The sequence below is a fragment of the Photorhabdus sp. RW14-46 genome (assembly GCF_963887965.1).
GTDB classification, from domain to species: Bacteria; Pseudomonadota; Gammaproteobacteria; order Enterobacterales; family Enterobacteriaceae; genus Photorhabdus; species Photorhabdus laumondii.
This window is the reverse complement of sequence record NZ_CAWPHH010000008.1, coordinates 107,602-126,938: the sequence shown is the minus strand read 5'-3', so window position 1 is coordinate 126,938 and position 19,337 is coordinate 107,602. Positions and strand designations below refer to the sequence as shown.

Here is a 19,337-nt window from a genome sequence, read left to right as displayed (position 1 = left end):
CATATTTGTTTGTCATATCGTCGCCATATTCAATTTGAAGGCATTGAAAGTCTTTCCCAATCAGTGCGGGAAAAGCTAATACAGCCCGTTGCTTAACTTTGCCAGATATTAATGAACTGGTGCGTAGAGTATCGAATGCCTCGTTATTTCAAGTTTAAAATGTCACCTTTTGGTGCAAATCAGAGTTTCTATATCTGTGCAGGAGGATATATATGCTGCTTGAAACAATAACATCTTTGGAATGCAGTCTTCACGACGTCCGGCGGCATGACAGAACATGGCTTGAGGAAATCCTTCATCCTGATTTTCTCGAAATAACTCGCTCAGGTCACTTAGTCGGTCGTAGTGAAACGATTGACGCCCTGATAGCTGAAAATAGCACTAATTGCATTGTAAGCTCCGACTTCCGGCTGACAATAGTGGGAGAAATGTGCGTTATTTTACTTTACAGAACTCACAACCAGGACGGTAGTCATGTTGCACTGAGGTCATCAACTTGGGTATTTTCTGATGAACATAATTGGCAGCTGATTTTTCATCAAGGTACATCGTGTGGCTTATAGGCTAGGGTATGCCAAAGTCAGTGCTGTCGCTCAAGGATTCAACATAACCTAGCAAGCGACCATAAGCAAAAAAGACTTAATTCTTTATGCAGGGCGAGAGCATGAAAGGCTATATTTTGAACAAGTCACTTAAATAAAGCACTATCTAATACTTGAACAGCGTTGAATTGAGTGTTTTTTATTTATATCTAGATTGTATTATGTGCAATTTAAGTTCAAAAAACGTTTGTGCTCTCGCCCTGAGTGGTATAGAAAAAAGAAAACCATTAAACGTACCCGTCATGATGTCACTAATAAAGTCACTGAATTTACTGCGGGTGGTGATATTAACCTGTTAAGCCGGGATGATAGCACTTACGAAGCCAGTAAAATTGCGACTAATAAAAACGCCAAACTGACCAGCACTCACGGTAAAGTTAATTTTAAAGCAGTAAAAAATACCGCTTTTGAACAGACTATTACCTATTCCAAAGGCTTTTATATTAAGCAAAGGGATAAAGGTTATACCGAAACCCAATGGGTATTACCGCAGATTTTCACTGGTGGAAAACTGACAGTGGAAGCAGCCAACGGTGTTAGTGCTGATATTAAAGCTAAAAATGGTCAGTCATTGCAAAATGTATTAGCCGTATTGGGAAATACGCCAGAAACAGCTTGGTTGAAAGGGCTTCGAGAAAATAAAGATATCCAGTGGAATGTGGTCAAAGACGCTTATGACAGTTGGGATCACAAGAGCCAGCATTTGAATCCAGTGGTTTCTGCGGTAATTGCGATTGCAGCGGCGGCGGCAACCGCAGGCAGTTCTTTAGCGGCATCTGTCGCATCTTATGCGGGTAATAGCGTTGCGGGTGGGGCGTTAACTGCGGGTATGTCATCACTGGCGGCACAGGCGGCGGTTGCTATTGTGGATAATCAGGGGGACATATCCAAAGCGCTAAAAGTATTAGGTAGCAGTGATGCGGTTAAATCAACAATTACCTCAATGGCGATTGGTGGCGCATTGGCCGGATTTGATTCCTACATGGGATGGGATAAAGCGGCTGATGGTACCAAATTAGATCCCACAAAAGCGAAATTACCCCAAATCAGCAATGGTGATTGGAATAAAGTCGTCCAACGGGTCGCTGGTCAATCCATTATTAGTTCCAGCCTGAATACCACCATTAACGGCGGGAGCTTTAAAGATAATTTGACTACGGCTCTGTTGGCTAATATTGGCAGCCAGATTAATGCGGAAGGTGCCAGATTAATTGGTGACAACGGCGAAGTGCTTGGAGTGCCGGGTAAAACGTTAAGCCATGCAGTTGTCGCAGGGATAAGCGCTGAAATTGGCAGAGGAAATGTTAAAGGCGCAATGGCAGGGGCTTTGGCTGCGGAATTGGCTGGTTCTATTATGGATAATAGCTTGTTTGAGCCTAAATTTCGTGATGAATCAGAACGTCAGTTAAATAAGCTAATAAAGGCTATGTCTGATAATGAATCTAATGCCCAGCTAGCAAAAGTTTTTGGTTCAGTAGCGGGAGCAATAGTAACAGGAACGCCGGATGGTGCTTACAGTGGTGCAAATGCATCTGAGATAGTTTTTCGTTATAACTATATTGATCATCAGCTTACTCAGTTAGCGTTAGAAAACCAAAAAGATATGTTGGCTGCAATGGAAGGTGATAAAGAGGCTTTAATTCGTGTGGAAGCTCGTCAACAAGCTGCGTTAGCAGTTATGGATTACATCCCTGTCATTGGCGCAACGAAAGGATTTTATGATGCAGAGAAATTGGAAGATTATCTTCTTGCTACTCTCAGTGTTATTCCTAGTGGAAAATTAGCAACGAATTTGACGGTAGCGATAAAAAAAGCAGTGAAAGCCAAAGATCCTGCTGAAAGTAGAAAAATTATTAATAAAGCTAATGATTATATCAAGTCATCAGCAAAAGAAACATATGGCATCGTTCAATCAAGGATAAATCTTATGGGCGGTAATAAAAAAGCAGGTTGGGAACATGTGATTCATCGACATTTTTCTGGAAAAGATAATGCAAGCCAATTTAGTATTAGTCAAGATGAATTGAAAAGGATCTTATCTGATAAGAAGGTTGTTCAATCTCCTATCACACGAACTATTCAAAGTAATGATGGTATTCGTTATGAACGCGTAGTGATTACAGAAAAAATGATAGGAATTGACAAGTTTAGTAATAACAAATCTACTAATATTATAACTATCTTAACTGATAAACATGGTAACCTAATTACAACGACTCCGGGGAGAATAAAATGAAATTGATAGATTCGTTAATAGAAAAAGAGTATCGTCAACAGTTGCTTCAATCAAGAAAATCGTTGTTTGCTGGTGATAACCCTGAGTTACTTTCACTTTTGTATGAAGTGAGACCAGAGACTAAAAGTGCATTTGTATTAGAATGGGTACCAGAACAAGGTGAAGATTTGTATACTGTTCTATTGGATAAAGAGCTAATTGTGACAGTAGAAATATCCAGAATTAATTCAGAGAAATTAATTTTAGGAGAGATATCTTTGGCACAATATGAAAAAACGCTTAGGTATAAGAAAAATAAACTACAATTAGCTGTAGCACTTGATATCATAAGTAATGAGATTAAGAGTGAGTAAATTAATAAATCGAGTAAAAGTAACTGCCAATATTGGTGGTTACTTATATTTATATGCATATACTATTGGAGCTTAAAAATTAAGAACCTCGAACTAACTGTACAATTGCTTATGGTGCGGACAAGAATGTAAACGTTAAAATTACAGTGGTGAAGTAATGAACACAGATTTTAAACAAGGGTTACATGCAAGAGTTAAATTTAATGGTGATTTCTATTCAGTACAAACCTATTCAGGCAATGGTTTATTGGGAGCAGATCCCTCAGGAAGTAACTATTTATTACAGCCAATTGTATCTGATCAAGAGTTGGGAAAGGCTGTGCTTGATGCTTTATCAAAAAGCAGAGTAATCCCTCTGGATAAGTACGGGGATTATTTTGATCATGATGTAAATGCTGAACAGTATAAAAATTGGATCACCGAGATGATGGGATCTTATAATTACCGTTCAAAACGGCAGTTATTTAAGAAAATGTTAAGCTGTGGTATCTGTATGCTTGATGGTCAAATAACGATCCGACCATCCCGCCATGAAAAATTGGAGGGTTGGTCTGAAGATGGTATTTCTGAAGCTGATTATGTCATTATTCCGGCAAACAGTTCTCCTGAGGAAGTTGGCGCAGCATTACGGCTGGCTTTTTCGCGTTGTAGAAGTTATGTTTGACGATAAATAAGCGATTGTTTTTACACTAATTGATCAATATCTTTGATTTATAGAGTTAATTAAGGTGGACACGTAGTAGTTATTATGTGTCCGCTAATTATTTCGAAAAGATTCAAATAGTTATTAAATAAGCCTTACTGCTAAAATTACGGTGGTGAAGTAATGAACATAGATTTTGATCAAGGATTGAATGCAGGTGTTAAGTTTAATGGTGATTTTTATTCAATACAAACCTATTCAGGCAACGGTTTATTAGGGGTAGATCCCTTAGGAAGCGAATACCTATTACAGCCAGTTGCATCTGATCAAGAGTTGGGAAAGGCTGTGCTTGATGCTTTATCAAAAAGTAGGATAATCCCACTTGATGAGTATGGGGATTATTTTGATCATGATGCAAATGACAAACAGTATAAAAACTGGATCACAGAGATGATGGGATCTTATGGTTATCGCTCAAAACGTCAGTTATTCAAGAAGATGAACAGTTGCAATATTCGCTTGTTAGATGGTGTGATAACTATTATGCCCTACGGTCACAAAAAACTTGAGCTTTGGACAGGGCAGGGTATTGTCGAATCTGATTATGTCATTATTCCGGCAAACAGTTCTCCTGAGGAAGTTGGCGCAGCATTACGGCTGGCTTTTTCGCGTTGTAGGAGTTATGTTTGACGATAAATAAGCGGTTGTTTTTACACTAATTGATCAATATCTTTGATATTAATAAGGTATAAGATGAACAAAAATGACATATATATAAAGATGCTAGCATTAGCATTACCTTATATAAGAAACATACAAACTCATAGTAAAAAAGTGAAAGGAAGGGATATTTCATGTTATTTTGAAGCAGAATTAATTCATAACTTGTACCATTCTATTCTTGATGAAAATTTTCAAGAGCATGATATTTATTTCTTAAATCATCAGGCCAAATATTATTATGAGAATTGTAATGAAATTATTTAACCAAATTATAATCAGCATTTATATTGTATTAAGGATTTATTTGCTATGATCCCTGATAATTTAAAAGAGAAATTAATCTGGTTGGGGCCATGAGTGGAGTTACCATTATGATTGATATAAATTATATTTATATTCGTCACTGATAAATATAAAATAACTGTGGTTCTCTACTTCACATAGATAAAATGGAGATTTATGTTCCAGGATAAGGAAGAGGTTTATTTTTCCGGTATTGAAATATTAATTGGGTAAATGATGATGAAAATAGTAAAATTAGAAAATATTCAGGAAGTAATCATTAATATTGATGGTTACACACCTATTGATATCCAATTAGTTGATAATATAAACGAAACTCCTTTATATTGGAGAGTTGGTGATGATAAGAAGAGTTTATTAGAGTTTGCTATTTTGCCTAGTAATGGCAGAATTGCAGCGATTACTTTGGTTATAATTAATCCAGAGTTTATTCAATATGTAGATGATTATCTTATTGAATCATATGAAAGTAAATGTGGTTTTCCTATAGTTGATGTGAATATATGGAGATTTACTGAAAATAATGATTTTAATCATCGTTTTATCGATGAATTCAATTGTGTGATTAAAGCATTGATTTATCAAGAATCTATAATGTTGGTCATAAAAGAGAAATGTATGTTATCCAGTTGGATTAAATGTAGCAACTCTTTGTGGTTGGGATTGGACGATGATGAAAATATTGTAAGTGTTCTAATAAGAGGATTATCAAAAGAAGATATCAATAATTTCTTTAATTCTATTAGTTAGTGTATATCAAGCTAATTTTATCTTGGATTGATATGCGATATTGCTATGTAGTAAAAATGGGTAACATCGGTTTCCATACCGATGTTACCAAATATATATATTTTTATTACCTTAGATAGTCTTTGTGTTGTATTAGGAAATTTTTTACTGCTTACTGGATCTATCCAATGGAGTCTTGCGATTGAAATAGTATGGGTATCCTTTTGAGGACTTTGTTGCTACCCAGATGCCTAAAGGTTCTCGGTTGCCAAAGAATTTCAAGACTTTTGATTTTTATGATATCGGAACACGTACAGCCGTTAGTGTTAAAACTATAGATACACGCACACCAGCCCGGATAAAGGATCCCAAGCAGATATATACGTCAATGAAAGGGAATATTGATTCAGTGGCGGGTTTTAATAAACACAAAAAAGGAGAGTTTGAAATCACATCTTCGATGATTTCACAGCGTGAAGTTCAGGTTGCTGTACCAAAAGCTACAACAGTAGACCAATGGGAGCAAATTAATCGCGCGATAGCTTATGGCGTAGAAAAAAATGTTAATGTCAAAATTGTGGTGGTGAAATAATGAATATGAATTTTAAACAAGGGTTAAATGCAAGCGCTATGTTCAACGGGGATTTTTATTCTGTTAAAACTTATTCAGGCAATGGTTTATTGAGAGCGGATCCCTTAGGTAGCAAACATTTACTACAGCCAATTGTATCTGATCAAGAATTAGGAAAGGCTGCACTTGATGCTTTATCAAAAAGCAGAGTAATCCCACTTGATGAATGTGAGGATTATTTTGATCATGATGCAAGTGATGAGCAGTATAAAAATTGGATAACGGAGATGATGAAATCTTATGGCTATCGTTCAAAACGCCGATTATTTAAGAAAATGTTGAGTTGTAGTATTTGCATGCTTGATGGTGAGATAACGATACAACCATCTAGCCATGAAAAATTGGAAGGTTGGTCTGGAGATGGTATTTCTGAAGCTGATTATGTCGTGATTCCGGCAGACAGTTCCCCTGAGGAAGTTGGTGCGGCACTACGGCTGGCTTTTTCACGTTGCAGAAGTTATGTTTGACGATAAGGTAACAGTTTGTTTTTGCATTGATTATTCATGATTTTTGATTTAGAGAGTTAATTAAGGTGGACACGTAGTAGTTATTATGTGTCCACTAATTATCTCGAAAAGATTCAAATAGTTATTAAATAAGCCTTACTGCTAAAATTACGGTGGTGAAATAATGAATGCAGATTTTAAACAAGGGTTAAATGCAAGCGCTATGTTCAACGGGGATTTTTATTCTGTTAAAACTTATTCAGGCAATGGTTTATTGAGAGCGGATCCCTTAGGTAGCAAACATTTACTACAGCCAATTGTATCTGATCAAGAATTAGGAAAGGCTGTACTTGATGCCTTATCAAAAAGCAGAGTAATCCCATTTGATGAATGTGAGGATTATTTTGATCATGATGCAAGTGATGAGCAGTATAAAAATTGGATAACGGAGATGATGAAATCTTATGGCTATCGTTCAAAACGCCGATTATTTAAGAAAATGTTGAGTTGTAGTATTTGCATGCTTGATGGTGAGATAACGATACAACCATCTAGCCATGAAAAATTGGAAGGTTGGTCTGGAGATGGTATTTCTGAAGCTGATTATGTCGTGATTCCGGCAGACAGTTCCCCTGAGGAAGTTGGTGCGGCACTACGGCTGGCTTTTTCACGTTGCAGAAGTTATGTTTGACGATAAGGTAACAGTTTGTTTTTGCATTGATTATTCATGATTTTTGATTTAGAGAGTTAATTAAGGTGGACACGTAGTAGTTATTATGTGTCCACTAATTATCTCGAAAAGATTCAAATAGTTATTAAATAAGCCTTACTGCTAAAATTACGGTGGTGAAATAATGAATGCAGATTTTAAACAAGGGTTAAATGCAAGCGCTATGTTCAACGGGGATTTTTATTCTGTTAAAACTTATTCAGGCAATGGTTTATTGAGAGCGGATCCCTTAGGTAGCAAACATTTACTACAGCCAATTGTATCTGATCAAGAATTAGGAAAGGCTGTACTTGATGCCTTATCAAAAAGCAGAGTAATCCCATTTGATGAATGTGAGGATTATTTTGATCATGATGCAAGTGATGAGCAGTATAAAAATTGGATAACGGAGATGATGAAATCTTATGGCTATCGTTCAAAACGCCGATTATTTAAGAAAATGTTGAGTTGTAGTATTTGCATGCTTGATGGTGAGATAACGATACAACCATCTAGCCATGAAAAATTGGAAGGTTGGTCTGGAGATGGTATTTCTGAAGCTGATTATGTCATTATTCCGGCAAACAGTTCTCCTGAGGAAGTTGGTGCGGCATTACGATTGGCTTTTTCACGTTGTAGGAGTTATGTTTGATTAAAGAACCTAAGTTTTATTTCGTAACTGATCATAGCGATATCCATTATATAAAATCATCAGTAAACAGAATATATGGCATTGTTCTGTTAAGAATAAATCTTATGAATAGTAAAACTGTTTTAGTTGATAAAAATGGTAATAAAAAGAAGTTAATAAAGTCTTTTAAGTCATTTATTAACTTCCGATGTTTTCAATAAGATCATATATATTTGTTTTTTATTTCCCTCTAAAAACTAATTTATTCATTTTTATATTGTAAATAATTATTAATTCTATAGTCTTTTAATACTTGGTCTATTACCCAACTGGTTCGTGAGCCTGATTCTCCTGTTGATGGGCAAAATCCTTTTCCTTGTAATTCATTAATTATTGTATTAATCAATGGCATTTCTATATGCTTTGGATTATCAATATTAAATTGGTGTAATTTATTATTTTCGTCATAATATGAAATGGCTGAATTTCCAAATGTAGAGAAAGATATTTTTCCTTTAGTACCAATTATTTCAACATTATCTCCTCTAGAGTTCGACACAAAATTCCATATACCCACACCTTGAATATTATTTTCAAACATAAATGACATTGATACACAATCTTCAGCGGGATAAGCATTCCCTTGTGAATTTGCATGTCCTTTGACAGAAATAATCTTTCCCAAAAGAAAGTCTAATATATCAAGAGTATGACATGCTAAATCAACAAATAACCCACCACCGGAAATTTTTGGATTAACAACCCAAGGTAAATGATGAGGATCTTGGTAACATTTCTCTATCTCTCTGTAAAGTATACAACTTACAATTCTTGGTGTTCCTATCGCACCTGACTCAATTAATTCTTTGATCTTTAAAAATCTTGGTAATGCTCTCCTATAATAAGCCACAAATAAGGGAACATTTTGGGATTTACAAATCGCGATCATCTCATTACATTCTTCGAATGTTAATGCCATAGGTTTTTCTACATATATTGCTTTACCAGCTTTAGCCGCTAAAATGGTATATTCTTTATGTGTAGAGGGAGGTGTTGCAATATATACTGCATCAATGTCTTTGTCATTAATAAGTGAATTAGCGTCAGAATACCATTTAGGGACATTATGTCTCTTAGCAAAATCCTCTGCTAAATTAGCGTTGCGCCGCATTACTGCAACTAATTCAGAATTATCTAATTTATAAAAGGCAGGGCCACTTTTTACTTCAGTAACATCACCGCAACCAATAATGCCCCATTTTATTGTTTTTTTCATTTTATTTTCCCAATATGTTTATATCGAATTCTTTCTTAATAAAATCTTGGTGGAGATTATAATAGAATTCTGATTTATCCCATTTTTTTCGTTCCAATATATGATTATATAACATGTTTTTTACTTCTGAATCAAATGTTAATGCCATAGGTTTTTCTACATATATTGCTTTGCCAGCTTTACCTGATTTAGCCGCTGATTTCTTTCCAACTCTTTGCTAATGGGTTTTGATTGAATGCAATTAGCTCTCTTTCTATCCCACATGCTTGCAGCCATGATTGCAATAATATATATTGATTGCAATGCATGCTAAATGAGGAAATGAATCTATGCCATCCATTACTGTCAGAAATGTACCGGACGAAGTGCATCGTGCCTTGCGGGTACGCGCAGCCACACATGGCCGTAGTGCTGAGGCCGAAATCCGGTTTATTCTGGAAAACGCCGTACAACCGGAGGGGCGCATCAAGCTGGGTTCCTTGCTGGCAAAAATCGGCCGCGAGGCGGAGGGCGTCGATCTTGAGATCGAGCGTGATAAGACACCTGCTGAGCCGATGAGTTTTGAATGATACTGCTAGATACGAACGTGGTTTCCGAGCCACTGCGGCTCAGCGGCCACCCCGCTGTGGTTGCCTGGATAGATGAACAGAATGTCGAGACGCTTTACTTGGCAGCGATCAGCTTGGCTGAGCTTCGCTTTGGGGTTGCAGCGCTGTCCAATGGTAAGCGCAAAGATACCCTGCATAGAAACCTAGAGCGGAGTGTTGTTCCTTTATTTACCGGTCGTATCTTGCCATTCGATGCGGCCGCTTCGGAAGCTTATGCCGAGATCATGGCGCGAGCGAAGAGCGAGGGGAAAGCCATTGGGAAGGCTGACGGGTATATTGCGGCTATTGCAGCGGCGAATGGGCTGATTGTTGCAACCCGCGACATATCACCTTTTGAAGCTGCCGGGCTTACTGTTATCAACCCTTGGAAGGGCTAATAACAACTATACCCGTCATCTTTCAAGTTGCTTCTTTGTTGGCTGCACTTGCTCACCCCGGTCACATAGTTATCTATGCTCCCGGGGATTCACTCCCTTGCCGCCGCGATGCATCTTGAAATCAATAGGGTATATATCAACATTGAAGGTGGTAAGGATATGAAGAGGCAAGTGAAAACAATGGCTCTCCCAGCGATGACAGCGGCGTTATTGGCGTCTCTGGCTCCTGTTCCGGCTAAAAGTACCGTTCTACCGATGACGGTTGTTGAAATACAAAAATCAGCAGGTTTGATATCTACATTGACATTTAACCTGAAAGATGAACAAGTTTTTCTGCCTTTGTCAGAAGCAACTGCTTACTTGCAAAGTCTGAATGAGTACACACGAAAGTCGTTATCTGAAGCTATCGCTCATCGTATTGCTAAGGGGAGTGGTGGATTGTTTTCAAATTCAGTACGTATAAGAAAATTGGCCAATGACAACATTGAATATTGCATGAGGATAAAAGAAGCAGTACGTATCGTTCTGTCACCTGATAATCTGAGTAAGAATTTTCCAGATCCGTCTGAGCGAGAAATATTTCGGGTGAATATTGTAAAGTTTGGTCGAGCAATAGCGAACTCTGAATATACTGCGTGTGATATTCTTTCGGCTATTGAACAAAGCCTGCCTCCGACAAAGACGTATCATCCTGATAATTTACCTACTTCTAGAGAAGTTAAATTGATGATATTAGCAGAACATAAAAACCTTGGTCTGTCAGAGCCGGAATTTTTATAATGGGAGTCAGTGTTACTGTTCATAAAGATGTTGAGTTTCATGATGTTGCAATAGTTTATGCAAAGTTGTTAGAGCATTGGAAAAGGACGGCGTTATTACCTTCTGTATTTGGCCGGGATGGTCAATGGGAACATAATAGCAGAACCTTAGATTCAAATATCTATAAATTGCATATTAGAATGCCAGATGAAATACCGTGGGAAAAATATAAGCCACAGATTGATCGATGTTCGGATAATTATTTAGTGTATGTGCAGCATTGGATGGATAGTAAGAGTTTTCAGGTGATAAGTATTATGAGCCCGAAGGCTCACGAATTAGCAAAAACGTCATTTCTTACAGAGCTTGAGCGTAGGGTTGAGGAGTTCCATTCCATCTAAATTACTATATAACCTGTTGTTAATAAATTAAAAGCCCTTATAAATTTGGGGATTCTTTGTCCATGCGATCAAGGTGTGGATATTCGTATTCATTATTGAGTGTTAGTTTTTAAAATAAATACTAAAGCTCAATCTCAATATCACTAAGCGGATGACAGCAGCAGGGTAAAATTTCGCCTTCATTAACAAAAGCCAGAGGTTTGCGTCGATAGCCGACTTTGCCTTTTATCAATTTGACACGACAGGAACCGCAATAACCTTCGCGGCATTGGTATTCAGCTTGAACTCTACCTTGTTCCAATGCCTCTAGCAGACTGTTATGCAGTTCGGGAGAGCTGTAGATATGATAACCCTGCATACCATGCAGGGTTACTTTATAGCTTGTCATCAGAGTTCAAAATCACTCAGGTCGTCAGGGTTAACTTCAGCATCAATCTGACCAACCAGATAGGAACTGACTTCAACTTCTTGCGGCGCGACTTGAACGTTATCAGACACCAGCCAGGCGTTAATCCACGGAATCGGGTTAGAACGCGTTTCAAATGGCAGTTTCAACCCGACAGCTTGCATACGGATGTTAGTAATGTACTCAACATATTGGCACAGAATATCTTTGTTCAAGCCAATCATCGAGCCTTCGCTGAACAGGTAATCTGCCCACTCTTTTTCTTGTTCCGCCGCCTGAACAAACAGGTCGTAGCACTGTTGTTCACACTCTTTGGCGATTTCTGCCATTTCTGGGTCGTCTTGACCAGAGCGCAACAGATTTAGCATATGTTGTGTGCCAGTCAGATGTAGTGCTTCGTCACGGGCGATCAATTTGATGATTTTTGCATTACCTTCCATCAATTCGCGTTCAGCAAAGGCAAATGAACAGGCAAAACTGACGTAAAAGCGGATCGCTTCCAGCGCGTTAACGCTCATCAGGCACAGGTACAGTTGCTTTTTCAGTCCACGCAGGCTAGCCGTGATAGTTTTACCGGCAATCTGATGTGTGCCTTCACCAAATAGCTGATAATGATTGGTCATCTCAATCAGATCATCGTAATAAGCGGAAATGTCTTTTGCCCGTTTCAGAATCTCTTCATTGGTGACAATATCATCAAACACAACCGCCGGATCATTAACGATATTCCGAATGATGTGAGTGTAAGAACGTGAATGAATCGTTTCAGAAAAAGACCAAGTTTCAACCCAGGTTTCCAGCTCAGGGATGGAGATCAAGGGCAGAAAAGCCACGTTCGGGCTGCGGCCCTGAATAGAGTCCAGCAGCGTTTGATATTTTAAGTTACTGATAAAAATATGCTTTTCATGGTCAGGCAGCGCATTGTAGTCAATGCGGTCGCGAGACACGTCAACTTCTTCTGGGCGCCAGAAGAAAGAGAGCTGTTTTTCGATCAATTTCTCGAAAATCGGATACTTTTGTTGGTCATAACGGGCTACATTTACTGGCTGACCAAAAAACATGGGTTCCTGTAACTGATCGTTTTTGACTTGTGAAAAAGTGGTATAGGCCATAACTTCCTCAAATTAAATCTTACACGCGCCGCCTTCACAATCGGAATCAGCAGATTCCACGACTTCTTCCAGGTCATCCTGAATGTCTTCCGCACCATCACGGGTATTGTGGTAATACAACGTCTTCACACCATATTTGTAAGCGAGCAATAAATCTTTCAGTAGCTGATTCATCGGCACTTTTCCACTTGGGAAATGTGTCGGATCGTAGTTGGTATTGGCAGAGATCGATTGATCGATAAATTTCTGCATGATACCAACCAACTGCAAATAGCCATCATTACCAGGCATTTGCCATAAGAGTTCATAAGCACCTTTCAGACGCTCATATTCCGGTACAACCTGGCGTAAAATGCCATCTTTTGATGCTTTGATGCTGACATAACCACGAGGCGGTTCAATGCCGTTGGTGGCGTTAGAGATCTGGGAAGAGGTCTCTGACGGCATCAAAGAAGATAATGTTGAATTGCGCAGACCATATTGTTTGATCTCGTTGCGCAATGCTTCCCAGTCATAGTGCAGCGGTTCATTGGTCAATGTGTCCAGCGCTTTTTTATAGGTATCGATAGGGAGGATACCTTTAGAATAGGTGGTTTCTTTAAACCACGGGCAAGCGCCTTGTTCTTTCGCCAGTTCATTAGAGGCTTTCAACAGGTAATACTGGATAGCTTCAAATGTTTTGTGGGTCAGGTTGTTAGCGCTGCCATCGGAGTAACGTACACCGTGTTTCGCCAGATAGTAAGCATAGTTGATGACACCAATGCCTAATGTACGGCGACCCATTGCCCCTTGTTTGGCGGCAAGGATAGGGTAGTCCTGATAATCGAGCAGGGCATCAAGGGCACGGACTGCCAGAGTAGCCAGTTCTTCCAGCTCATCAAGATTTTCAATTGCTCCCAGATTGAATGCGGACAAGGTACACAGCGCGATTTCACCATTTTTATCATTGATATCATTCAATGGCTTGGTTGGCAGTGCAATTTCCAGACACAGATTTGATTGGCGCACCGGGGCGACTAAAGGATCAAATGGGCTGTGGGTGTTGCAGTGATCTACGTTCTGAATATAGATACGGCCGGTAGAAGCACGCTCTTGCATCATCAGGGAGAAGAGATCAACCGCTTTCAGACGTTGCTGACGGATATTGCTGTCCTGCTCATATTTGGTGTACAAGCGCTCAAATTCATCCTGATCGGCAAAGAATGCCTCATATAGCCCTGGAACGTCGGATGGGCTGAACAGGGTAATCTCTTCACCTTTGATCAGGCGTTCGTACATCAGTTTGTTAAGTTGTACGCCATAGTCCATGTGACGAACACGGTTTCCTTCAACGCCACGGTTGTTTTTTAGTACCAGCAGGCTTTCAACTTCCAGATGCCATAATGGATAGAACAGGGTAGCGGCACCACCACGAACGCCCCCCTGAGAGCAGGATTTGACCGCGGTCTGGAAATGCTTATAAAAAGGAATACAGCCGGTATGGAAGGCTTCACCATTACGGATTGGGCTTCCCAGCGCACGAATGCGGCCTGCATTGATACCAATACCCGCACGTTGAGAAACATATTTTACAATCGCGCTGGAAGTCGCATTAATGGAATCCAGGCTATCATCACATTCAATCAATACGCATGAGCTAAATTGACGCGTCGGGGTGCGTACACCCGCCATGATCGGGGTAGGCAGAGAGATCTTAAATGTGGAAGCCGCGTCGTAAAAACGGCGAATATAGTCCAGACGTGTCTCTTTCGGATAACCGGAGAACAGGCAAGCTGCGACCAGAATATAAAGGAATTGGGCACTTTCATAAATTTCACCGGTAACGCGATTCTGAACTAGGTATTTACCTTCAAGCTGTTTGACCGCCGCGTAAGAAAAGTTCATATCACGCCAATGGTCAATAAACTCGTTCATTTGCTCGAATTCTTCTTTCGAGTAGTCTGCAAGCAAGTGCTTGTCATATTTGCCCATTTTCACCATACGGGATACATGGTCATAGAGCGAGGGTGGCTCGAATTGACCGTAAGCTTTTTTACGCAGGTTGAAAATTGCCAAGCGGGCGGCCAGATACTGATAGTCAGGTGCATCACCGGAGATAAGATCAGCGGAAGCTTTGATCATCGTCTCATGAATATCTGAGGTTTTGATGCCATCGTAAAATTGGATTTGGGAACGCAGTTCTACTTGTGATACCGAGACATTTTTCAGTCCATCGGCTGCCCAGTTAACAACCCGGTGGATTTTATCAAGGTCAATTCGTTCTTTGTGGCCATCACGCTTTGTTACTAGCAGACTATGGTTCATGGACAGGCATACCTTACATTTACTTTCAGATTCGCTCCCACCTGCTTTGTGTCTTTGACTTAGACCAAAACATAACCCCCTCAGTGGCGGAAAAACCAACGAGAGAGTAGTGGTAATGGAATGTTAAGGAACACAATATGTAGGGGGTACACTAAATAATGACAACAAGATAATGTTAAAAGCAGCTTTTATCAAGTGTACAAAAATACGGATTCTTGTGGATAACTTGAGGACTAAAATTTATTAAAAAGCCGGAAGCCTGCATCATTACTAGCGGTTGCTCTGACAAAAACACCGGCAAAAATGAGTAAAAAAATTCCTGAAAATGTGATTTATTTGCCGCTTTATTAGTCTGTCAGATGAATATGTCAGACATACTGGCTGTGTAACATATAATTGACGTCTACATTGTGACCAAGGCTAAATTTATCCGTTAGCGGGTTATAATGTAGGCCGATAATATGCTTTTCCCGCAAGGATGTTCTGTCAATCCAGCCTATCAACTCTGATGGCCGGATAAATTTCTTCGCATCATGGGTTCCCTTCGGTACCATTTTTAGGATGTATTCCGCGCCGATTACCGCCATAAGCCAGGCTTTTTTGTTGCGGTTAATGGTAGAGAAAAAGACGTGTCCGCCGGGTTTCACCAACTGAGCACAAGCGTGAACGACCGATTGTGGATCTGGGACATGTTCCAGCATTTCCATACAGGTGACGATATCATAAGCTTGTGGATATTTTTCGGCGTGGCTTTCTACTGTTTCCTGTACATAGGTCACGGGGATACCTGTTTCAAGGGCGTGCAGTCTGGCAACCTGAAGTGGTTCCGTACCCATATCCAGCCCGGTCACATCAGCCCCTTCACGGGCCATACTTTCTGACAAAATACCGCCACCACAGCCTACATCCAACACTTTTTTACCGAAAATACCGCCAGAACGCTGCAAAATATAATTCAGGCGTAGTGGGTTAATCCGGTGCAGTGGCTGAAATTCACCTTCCAAATCCCACCAGCGAGAAGCGATCGCTTCAAATTTTTCTATTTCCTGTTGATCAACATTGTTTGGGGTGGAAGGGGTTTTGATGTTCATCAGTGGTTATTGCTCCTTAAACTTTCTTTAAACAGGCGGATTCACTCAGTTCTGCCAAGGTTCATTCAGTTCTGAGTCAGTTTTGAATCAGTTTTGAATCAGTTTTGAAATAGTATACACGGCTTAATTTTTAAATACCCGTATCTGATTTTTATAAAACTGTTGGGTTGTGGTATAGTTCTAAACCTTTGAATTCGGAATGTATGAGGAATAGTGGGCTCCATGAGCGACATTGCCAGAGAAATCACCCCGGTCAATATCGAAGAAGAGCTGAAAAGCTCGTATTTGGATTATGCGATGTCTGTTATTGTTGGGCGCGCACTACCAGATGTTCGAGACGGACTAAAGCCGGTACACCGTCGCGTGCTTTATGCCATGAGTGTACTGGGAAATGATTGGAATAAACCCTACAAAAAGTCTGCCCGTGTTGTCGGGGACGTCATCGGTAAATACCACCCACATGGGGATAGTGCAGTCTACGACACGATTGTTCGTATGGCTCAGCCATTTTCCCTGCGCTATATGTTGGTTGATGGTCAGGGTAACTTTGGGTCAGTTGATGGTGACTCAGCCGCCGCTATGCGTTACACCGAAGTGCGTATGGCAAAAGTTGCCCATGAGCTGTTAGCGGATCTGGAAAAAGAGACTGTCGATTTTGTGCCAAACTATGATGGTACAGAACAGATCCCGGAAGTGATGCCAACGAAAGTACCAAACCTGCTGATCAACGGTTCTTCCGGTATCGCAGTGGGTATGGCAACTAACATTCCTCCTCATAACTTATCCGAAGTTATTGATGGTTGTCTGGCTTATATTGAAGATGAAAACATCAGCATTGAAGGGTTGATGCAGTATATTCCTGGCCCGGATTTCCCTACTGCTGCGATTATTAATGGTCGTCGCGGTATTCAGGAGGCTTATCGGACTGGTCGCGGTAAAATTTATATCCGTGCCCGTGCGGAAATTGAAGTGGATGAGAAGAATGGTCGTGAAACTATTTTAGTGCACGAGATTCCTTATCAGGTCAATAAAGCCCGTCTGATTGAAAAAATTGCCGAATTGGTGAAAGAAAAACGCATCGAAGGGGTTAGTGCACTTCGTGACGAATCTGATAAAGACGGCATGCGGATTGTGATTGAAGTGAAACGGGATGCGGTGGGAGAAGTGGTTCTGAATAACCTCTATTCTTTGACTCAACTCCAGGTTTCTTTTGGTATCAACATGGTGGCCCTGCATCAAGGGCAGCCGAAGCTGCTGAATCTGAAAGATATTATTTCGGCCTTCGTATGCCACCGCCGTGAGGTGGTCACCCGTCGTACTATCTTTGAATTACGTAAAGCCCGTGAACGAGCCCATATTCTTGAAGCATTGGCTGTGGCATTGGCGAATATCGATCCGATTATCGAACTTATCCGTTTTGCATCGACGCCAGCCGAGGCAAAAGCTGCATTAGTTGCTCAGCCGTGGGAATTAGGTAGTGTTGCCACCATGTTAGAACGTGCCGGCGATGATGCTGCCCGCCCTGAATGGCTGGAATCACAATATGGCGTGCATGAGGGTAAATATTATCTGACTGAACAACAGGCTCAGGCGATTCTGGATCTGCGTTTGCAGAAACTGACTGGTTTGGAGCATGAAAAACTGCTGGATGAATATCGTGAATTGCTGACATTAATCGGCGAATTGCTGTTCATTTTGGAAAATCCTGAGCGCTTGATGGAAGTGATCCGTGAAGAGTTGTTGGCAATTAAGGCGCAATACAGCGATGCCCGCCGTACTGAAATCACGGAAAATACGGCTGATATCAATATTGAAGATTTGATTAATCAGGAAGATGTTGTTGTTACGCTGTCACATCAAGGGTATGTCAAATATCAGCCGTTATCTGACTATGAAGCGCAGCGCCGTGGTGGTAAAGGTAAATCCGCAGCGCGTATTAAAGAAGAAGATTTTATTGACAAGTTGTTGGTTGCCAATACCCACGATACGATCCTCTGCTTCTCCAGCCGTGGCCGCTTGTACTGGATGAAGGTTTATCAATTACCGGAGGCTAGCCGTGGTGCCCGTGGTCGTCCGATTGTTAACCTGTTGCCGTTAGAGCAAAATGAGCGAATTACGGCGATTCTGCCGGTGCGTGAATATGAAGAAGGGTTATATGTCTTTATGGCTACCGCCAGTGGGACCGTGAAGAAAACCGCGTTGCAAGATTTCAGCCGTCCGCGCAGTGCGGGCATTCTCGCCGTTAATCTTAATGATGGTGATGAGCTGATCGGCGTTGACCTGACTGACGGTAGTAACGAAGTTATGTTGTTCTCCGCGGAAGGGAAGGTTGTTCGTTTTGCAGAGGAAGCGGTTCGTTCAATGGGGCGTACCGCTACCGGTGTACGTGGTATTAAACTAAATGGTGAAGATAAAGTTGTTTCTCTGATTATCCCGCGTGGAGAAGGAGAAATTCTGACGGTCACTGAAAACGGTTATGGCAAACGCACCGCTGAAAACGAATATCCGATCAAATCCCGTGCAACGCAGGGGGTTATCTCAATTAAAGTCAGTGAGCGTAATGGTAACGTGATCGGGGCAATTCAGGTTGAACCAACTGATCAAATAATGATGATTACGGATGCTGGCACATTAGTACGTACAAGGGTGTCGGAAGTCAGCGTTGTTGGCCGGAATACTCAAGGCGTAACACTTATTCGTACCGCTGAAGATGAGAAAGTTGTCGGCTTACAGCGGGTTGCTGAGCCCGAAGATGATGAAGACGATGAAGATGGGTTGGCAGCAGAAGGGGAAGAGGTGAAAAGTGATAGCACCGATTTACCTGATGCTAACAGCAGCGAGTCAGTTGATCCGGTTTAAGTGAAGATATTTTTTCACTTAATTTAAGAAACAGGTACTTCGGTGCCTGTTTTTTTACAGGGATTTTTATTAATATCGAAATATGCAACAGATGGGCCTTTTTAATCTTTAAACTCTGGTATATCTTGTCATTAATGA

General features: G+C 40.5%; 18 protein-coding genes and 3 pseudogenes. 16 read left to right on the top strand and 5 right to left on the bottom strand.

What is annotated here, in order from left to right; all coding sequences use genetic code 11:
• Window positions 1–212: 212 nt before the first annotated feature.
• The 11 genes and pseudogenes from AACQ38_RS09515 (at window position 213) to AACQ38_RS09465 (ending at window position 8,027) form a co-directional block, all read left to right on the top strand.
• Window positions 213–563, top strand: a complete 351-nt coding sequence (locus AACQ38_RS09515) for a nuclear transport factor 2 family protein (protein WP_165577977.1) — start codon at window positions 213–215, stop codon at window positions 561–563.
• A 241-nt stretch (window positions 564–804) separates the two neighbouring features.
• Window positions 805–2,280, top strand: a pseudogene (locus AACQ38_RS09510) (DUF637 domain-containing protein); the annotation flags it as partial.
• A gap of 554 nt (window positions 2,281–2,834) precedes the next feature.
• Window positions 2,835–3,191 (top strand): hypothetical protein, encoded by a 357-nt coding sequence (locus AACQ38_RS09505; RefSeq protein ID WP_065389817.1) that lies wholly within the window; start codon window positions 2,835–2,837, stop codon window positions 3,189–3,191.
• 157 nt (window positions 3,192–3,348) lie between these two features.
• Window positions 3,349–3,855, top strand: a complete 507-nt coding sequence (locus AACQ38_RS09500) for a contact-dependent growth inhibition system immunity protein (RefSeq protein WP_165577976.1) — start codon at window positions 3,349–3,351, stop codon at window positions 3,853–3,855.
• A 162-nt stretch (window positions 3,856–4,017) separates the two neighbouring features.
• Window positions 4,018–4,524 (top strand): contact-dependent growth inhibition system immunity protein, encoded by a 507-nt coding sequence (locus tag AACQ38_RS09495; RefSeq protein ID WP_165577975.1) that lies wholly within the window; start codon window positions 4,018–4,020, stop codon window positions 4,522–4,524.
• A 63-nt stretch (window positions 4,525–4,587) separates the two neighbouring features.
• A pseudogene (locus AACQ38_RS09490) lies at window positions 4,588–4,914 on the top strand (zinc ABC transporter substrate-binding protein).
• A 165-nt stretch (window positions 4,915–5,079) separates the two neighbouring features.
• Window positions 5,080–5,610 (top strand): hypothetical protein, encoded by a 531-nt coding sequence (locus AACQ38_RS09485; protein WP_165577974.1) that lies wholly within the window; start codon window positions 5,080–5,082, stop codon window positions 5,608–5,610.
• A 205-nt stretch (window positions 5,611–5,815) separates the two neighbouring features.
• A pseudogene (locus tag AACQ38_RS09480) lies at window positions 5,816–6,181 on the top strand (endonuclease toxin domain-containing protein); the annotation flags it as partial.
• Window positions 6,181–6,687, top strand: coding sequence for a contact-dependent growth inhibition system immunity protein (locus AACQ38_RS09475; protein WP_165577972.1), 507 nt, complete (start codon window positions 6,181–6,183; stop codon window positions 6,685–6,687). The pseudogene AACQ38_RS09480 and the gene AACQ38_RS09475, both read left to right, overlap by 1 nt.
• 163 nt (window positions 6,688–6,850) lie before the next feature.
• Complete coding sequence (locus tag AACQ38_RS09470) at window positions 6,851–7,357, top strand: contact-dependent growth inhibition system immunity protein (RefSeq protein WP_165577971.1); 507 nt, start codon at window positions 6,851–6,853, stop codon at window positions 7,355–7,357.
• A gap of 163 nt (window positions 7,358–7,520) precedes the next feature.
• Window positions 7,521–8,027, top strand: a complete 507-nt coding sequence (locus tag AACQ38_RS09465) for a contact-dependent growth inhibition system immunity protein (protein ID WP_165577970.1) — start codon at window positions 7,521–7,523, stop codon at window positions 8,025–8,027.
• Between the two features lie 241 nt (window positions 8,028–8,268).
• Here the strand turns inward: AACQ38_RS09465 and AACQ38_RS09460 are convergent, their stop codons facing one another.
• Complete coding sequence (locus tag AACQ38_RS09460) at window positions 8,269–9,282, bottom strand: Gfo/Idh/MocA family protein (protein WP_041380173.1); 1,014 nt, start codon at window positions 9,280–9,282, stop codon at window positions 8,269–8,271.
• 329 nt (window positions 9,283–9,611) lie between these two features.
• Between AACQ38_RS09460 and AACQ38_RS09455 the strand changes: the two genes are divergently transcribed.
• The 4 genes from AACQ38_RS09455 to AACQ38_RS09440 all read left to right on the top strand — a co-directional run bounded on the left by AACQ38_RS09455 (window position 9,612) and on the right by AACQ38_RS09440 (window position 11,427).
• A complete protein-coding gene (locus AACQ38_RS09455; protein WP_011147275.1) occupies window positions 9,612–9,851 on the top strand; it encodes a FitA-like ribbon-helix-helix domain-containing protein in 240 nt (79 codons plus the stop codon).
• A complete protein-coding gene (locus tag AACQ38_RS09450; RefSeq protein ID WP_011147274.1) occupies window positions 9,848–10,267 on the top strand; it encodes a type II toxin-antitoxin system VapC family toxin in 420 nt (139 codons plus the stop codon). The genes AACQ38_RS09455 and AACQ38_RS09450 overlap by 4 nt, the downstream gene beginning before the upstream one ends.
• A gap of 159 nt (window positions 10,268–10,426) precedes the next feature.
• Window positions 10,427–11,047 carry a hypothetical protein gene (locus tag AACQ38_RS09445; RefSeq protein ID WP_041380171.1) on the top strand — a complete coding sequence of 207 codons (621 nt, stop codon included), beginning with the start codon at window positions 10,427–10,429 and terminating at the stop codon, window positions 11,045–11,047.
• Window positions 11,047–11,427 carry a type II toxin-antitoxin system YafO family toxin gene (locus tag AACQ38_RS09440; protein WP_011147272.1) on the top strand — a complete coding sequence of 127 codons (381 nt, stop codon included), beginning with the start codon at window positions 11,047–11,049 and terminating at the stop codon, window positions 11,425–11,427. Before AACQ38_RS09445 ends, AACQ38_RS09440 begins: the two co-directional genes overlap by 1 nt.
• A 121-nt stretch (window positions 11,428–11,548) precedes the next feature.
• Here AACQ38_RS09440 and yfaE read toward each other — a convergent pair whose 3' ends face one another.
• The 4 genes from yfaE to ubiG form a co-directional block, all read right to left on the bottom strand.
• Window positions 11,549–11,815: a class I ribonucleotide reductase maintenance protein YfaE gene (yfaE, locus tag AACQ38_RS09435; RefSeq protein WP_011147271.1), complete on the bottom strand. Its 267-nt coding sequence runs from the start codon at window positions 11,813–11,815 to the stop codon at window positions 11,549–11,551.
• Window positions 11,815–12,945 (bottom strand): class Ia ribonucleoside-diphosphate reductase subunit beta, encoded by a 1,131-nt coding sequence (gene nrdB, locus AACQ38_RS09430; RefSeq protein WP_011147270.1) that lies wholly within the window; start codon window positions 12,943–12,945, stop codon window positions 11,815–11,817. The genes yfaE and nrdB overlap by 1 nt, the downstream gene beginning before the upstream one ends.
• A gap of 12 nt (window positions 12,946–12,957) precedes the next feature.
• On the bottom strand, window positions 12,958–15,249 hold the full coding sequence (gene nrdA, locus AACQ38_RS09425; RefSeq protein WP_011147269.1) for a class 1a ribonucleoside-diphosphate reductase subunit alpha: 2,292 nt from the start codon (window positions 15,247–15,249) through the stop codon (window positions 12,958–12,960).
• A 368-nt stretch (window positions 15,250–15,617) separates the two neighbouring features.
• The gene (ubiG, locus tag AACQ38_RS09420) at window positions 15,618–16,340 is read right to left on the bottom strand and encodes a bifunctional 2-polyprenyl-6-hydroxyphenol methylase/3-demethylubiquinol 3-O-methyltransferase UbiG (RefSeq protein ID WP_011147268.1); all 723 of its coding nucleotides are present in this window, start codon (window positions 16,338–16,340) and stop codon (window positions 15,618–15,620) included.
• A 222-nt stretch (window positions 16,341–16,562) separates the two neighbouring features.
• Between ubiG and gyrA the strand changes: the two genes are divergently transcribed.
• A complete protein-coding gene (gene gyrA / locus AACQ38_RS09415) occupies window positions 16,563–19,199 on the top strand; it encodes a DNA topoisomerase (ATP-hydrolyzing) subunit A (RefSeq protein ID WP_011147267.1) in 2,637 nt (878 codons plus the stop codon).
• Window positions 19,200–19,337 lie beyond the last annotated feature (138 nt).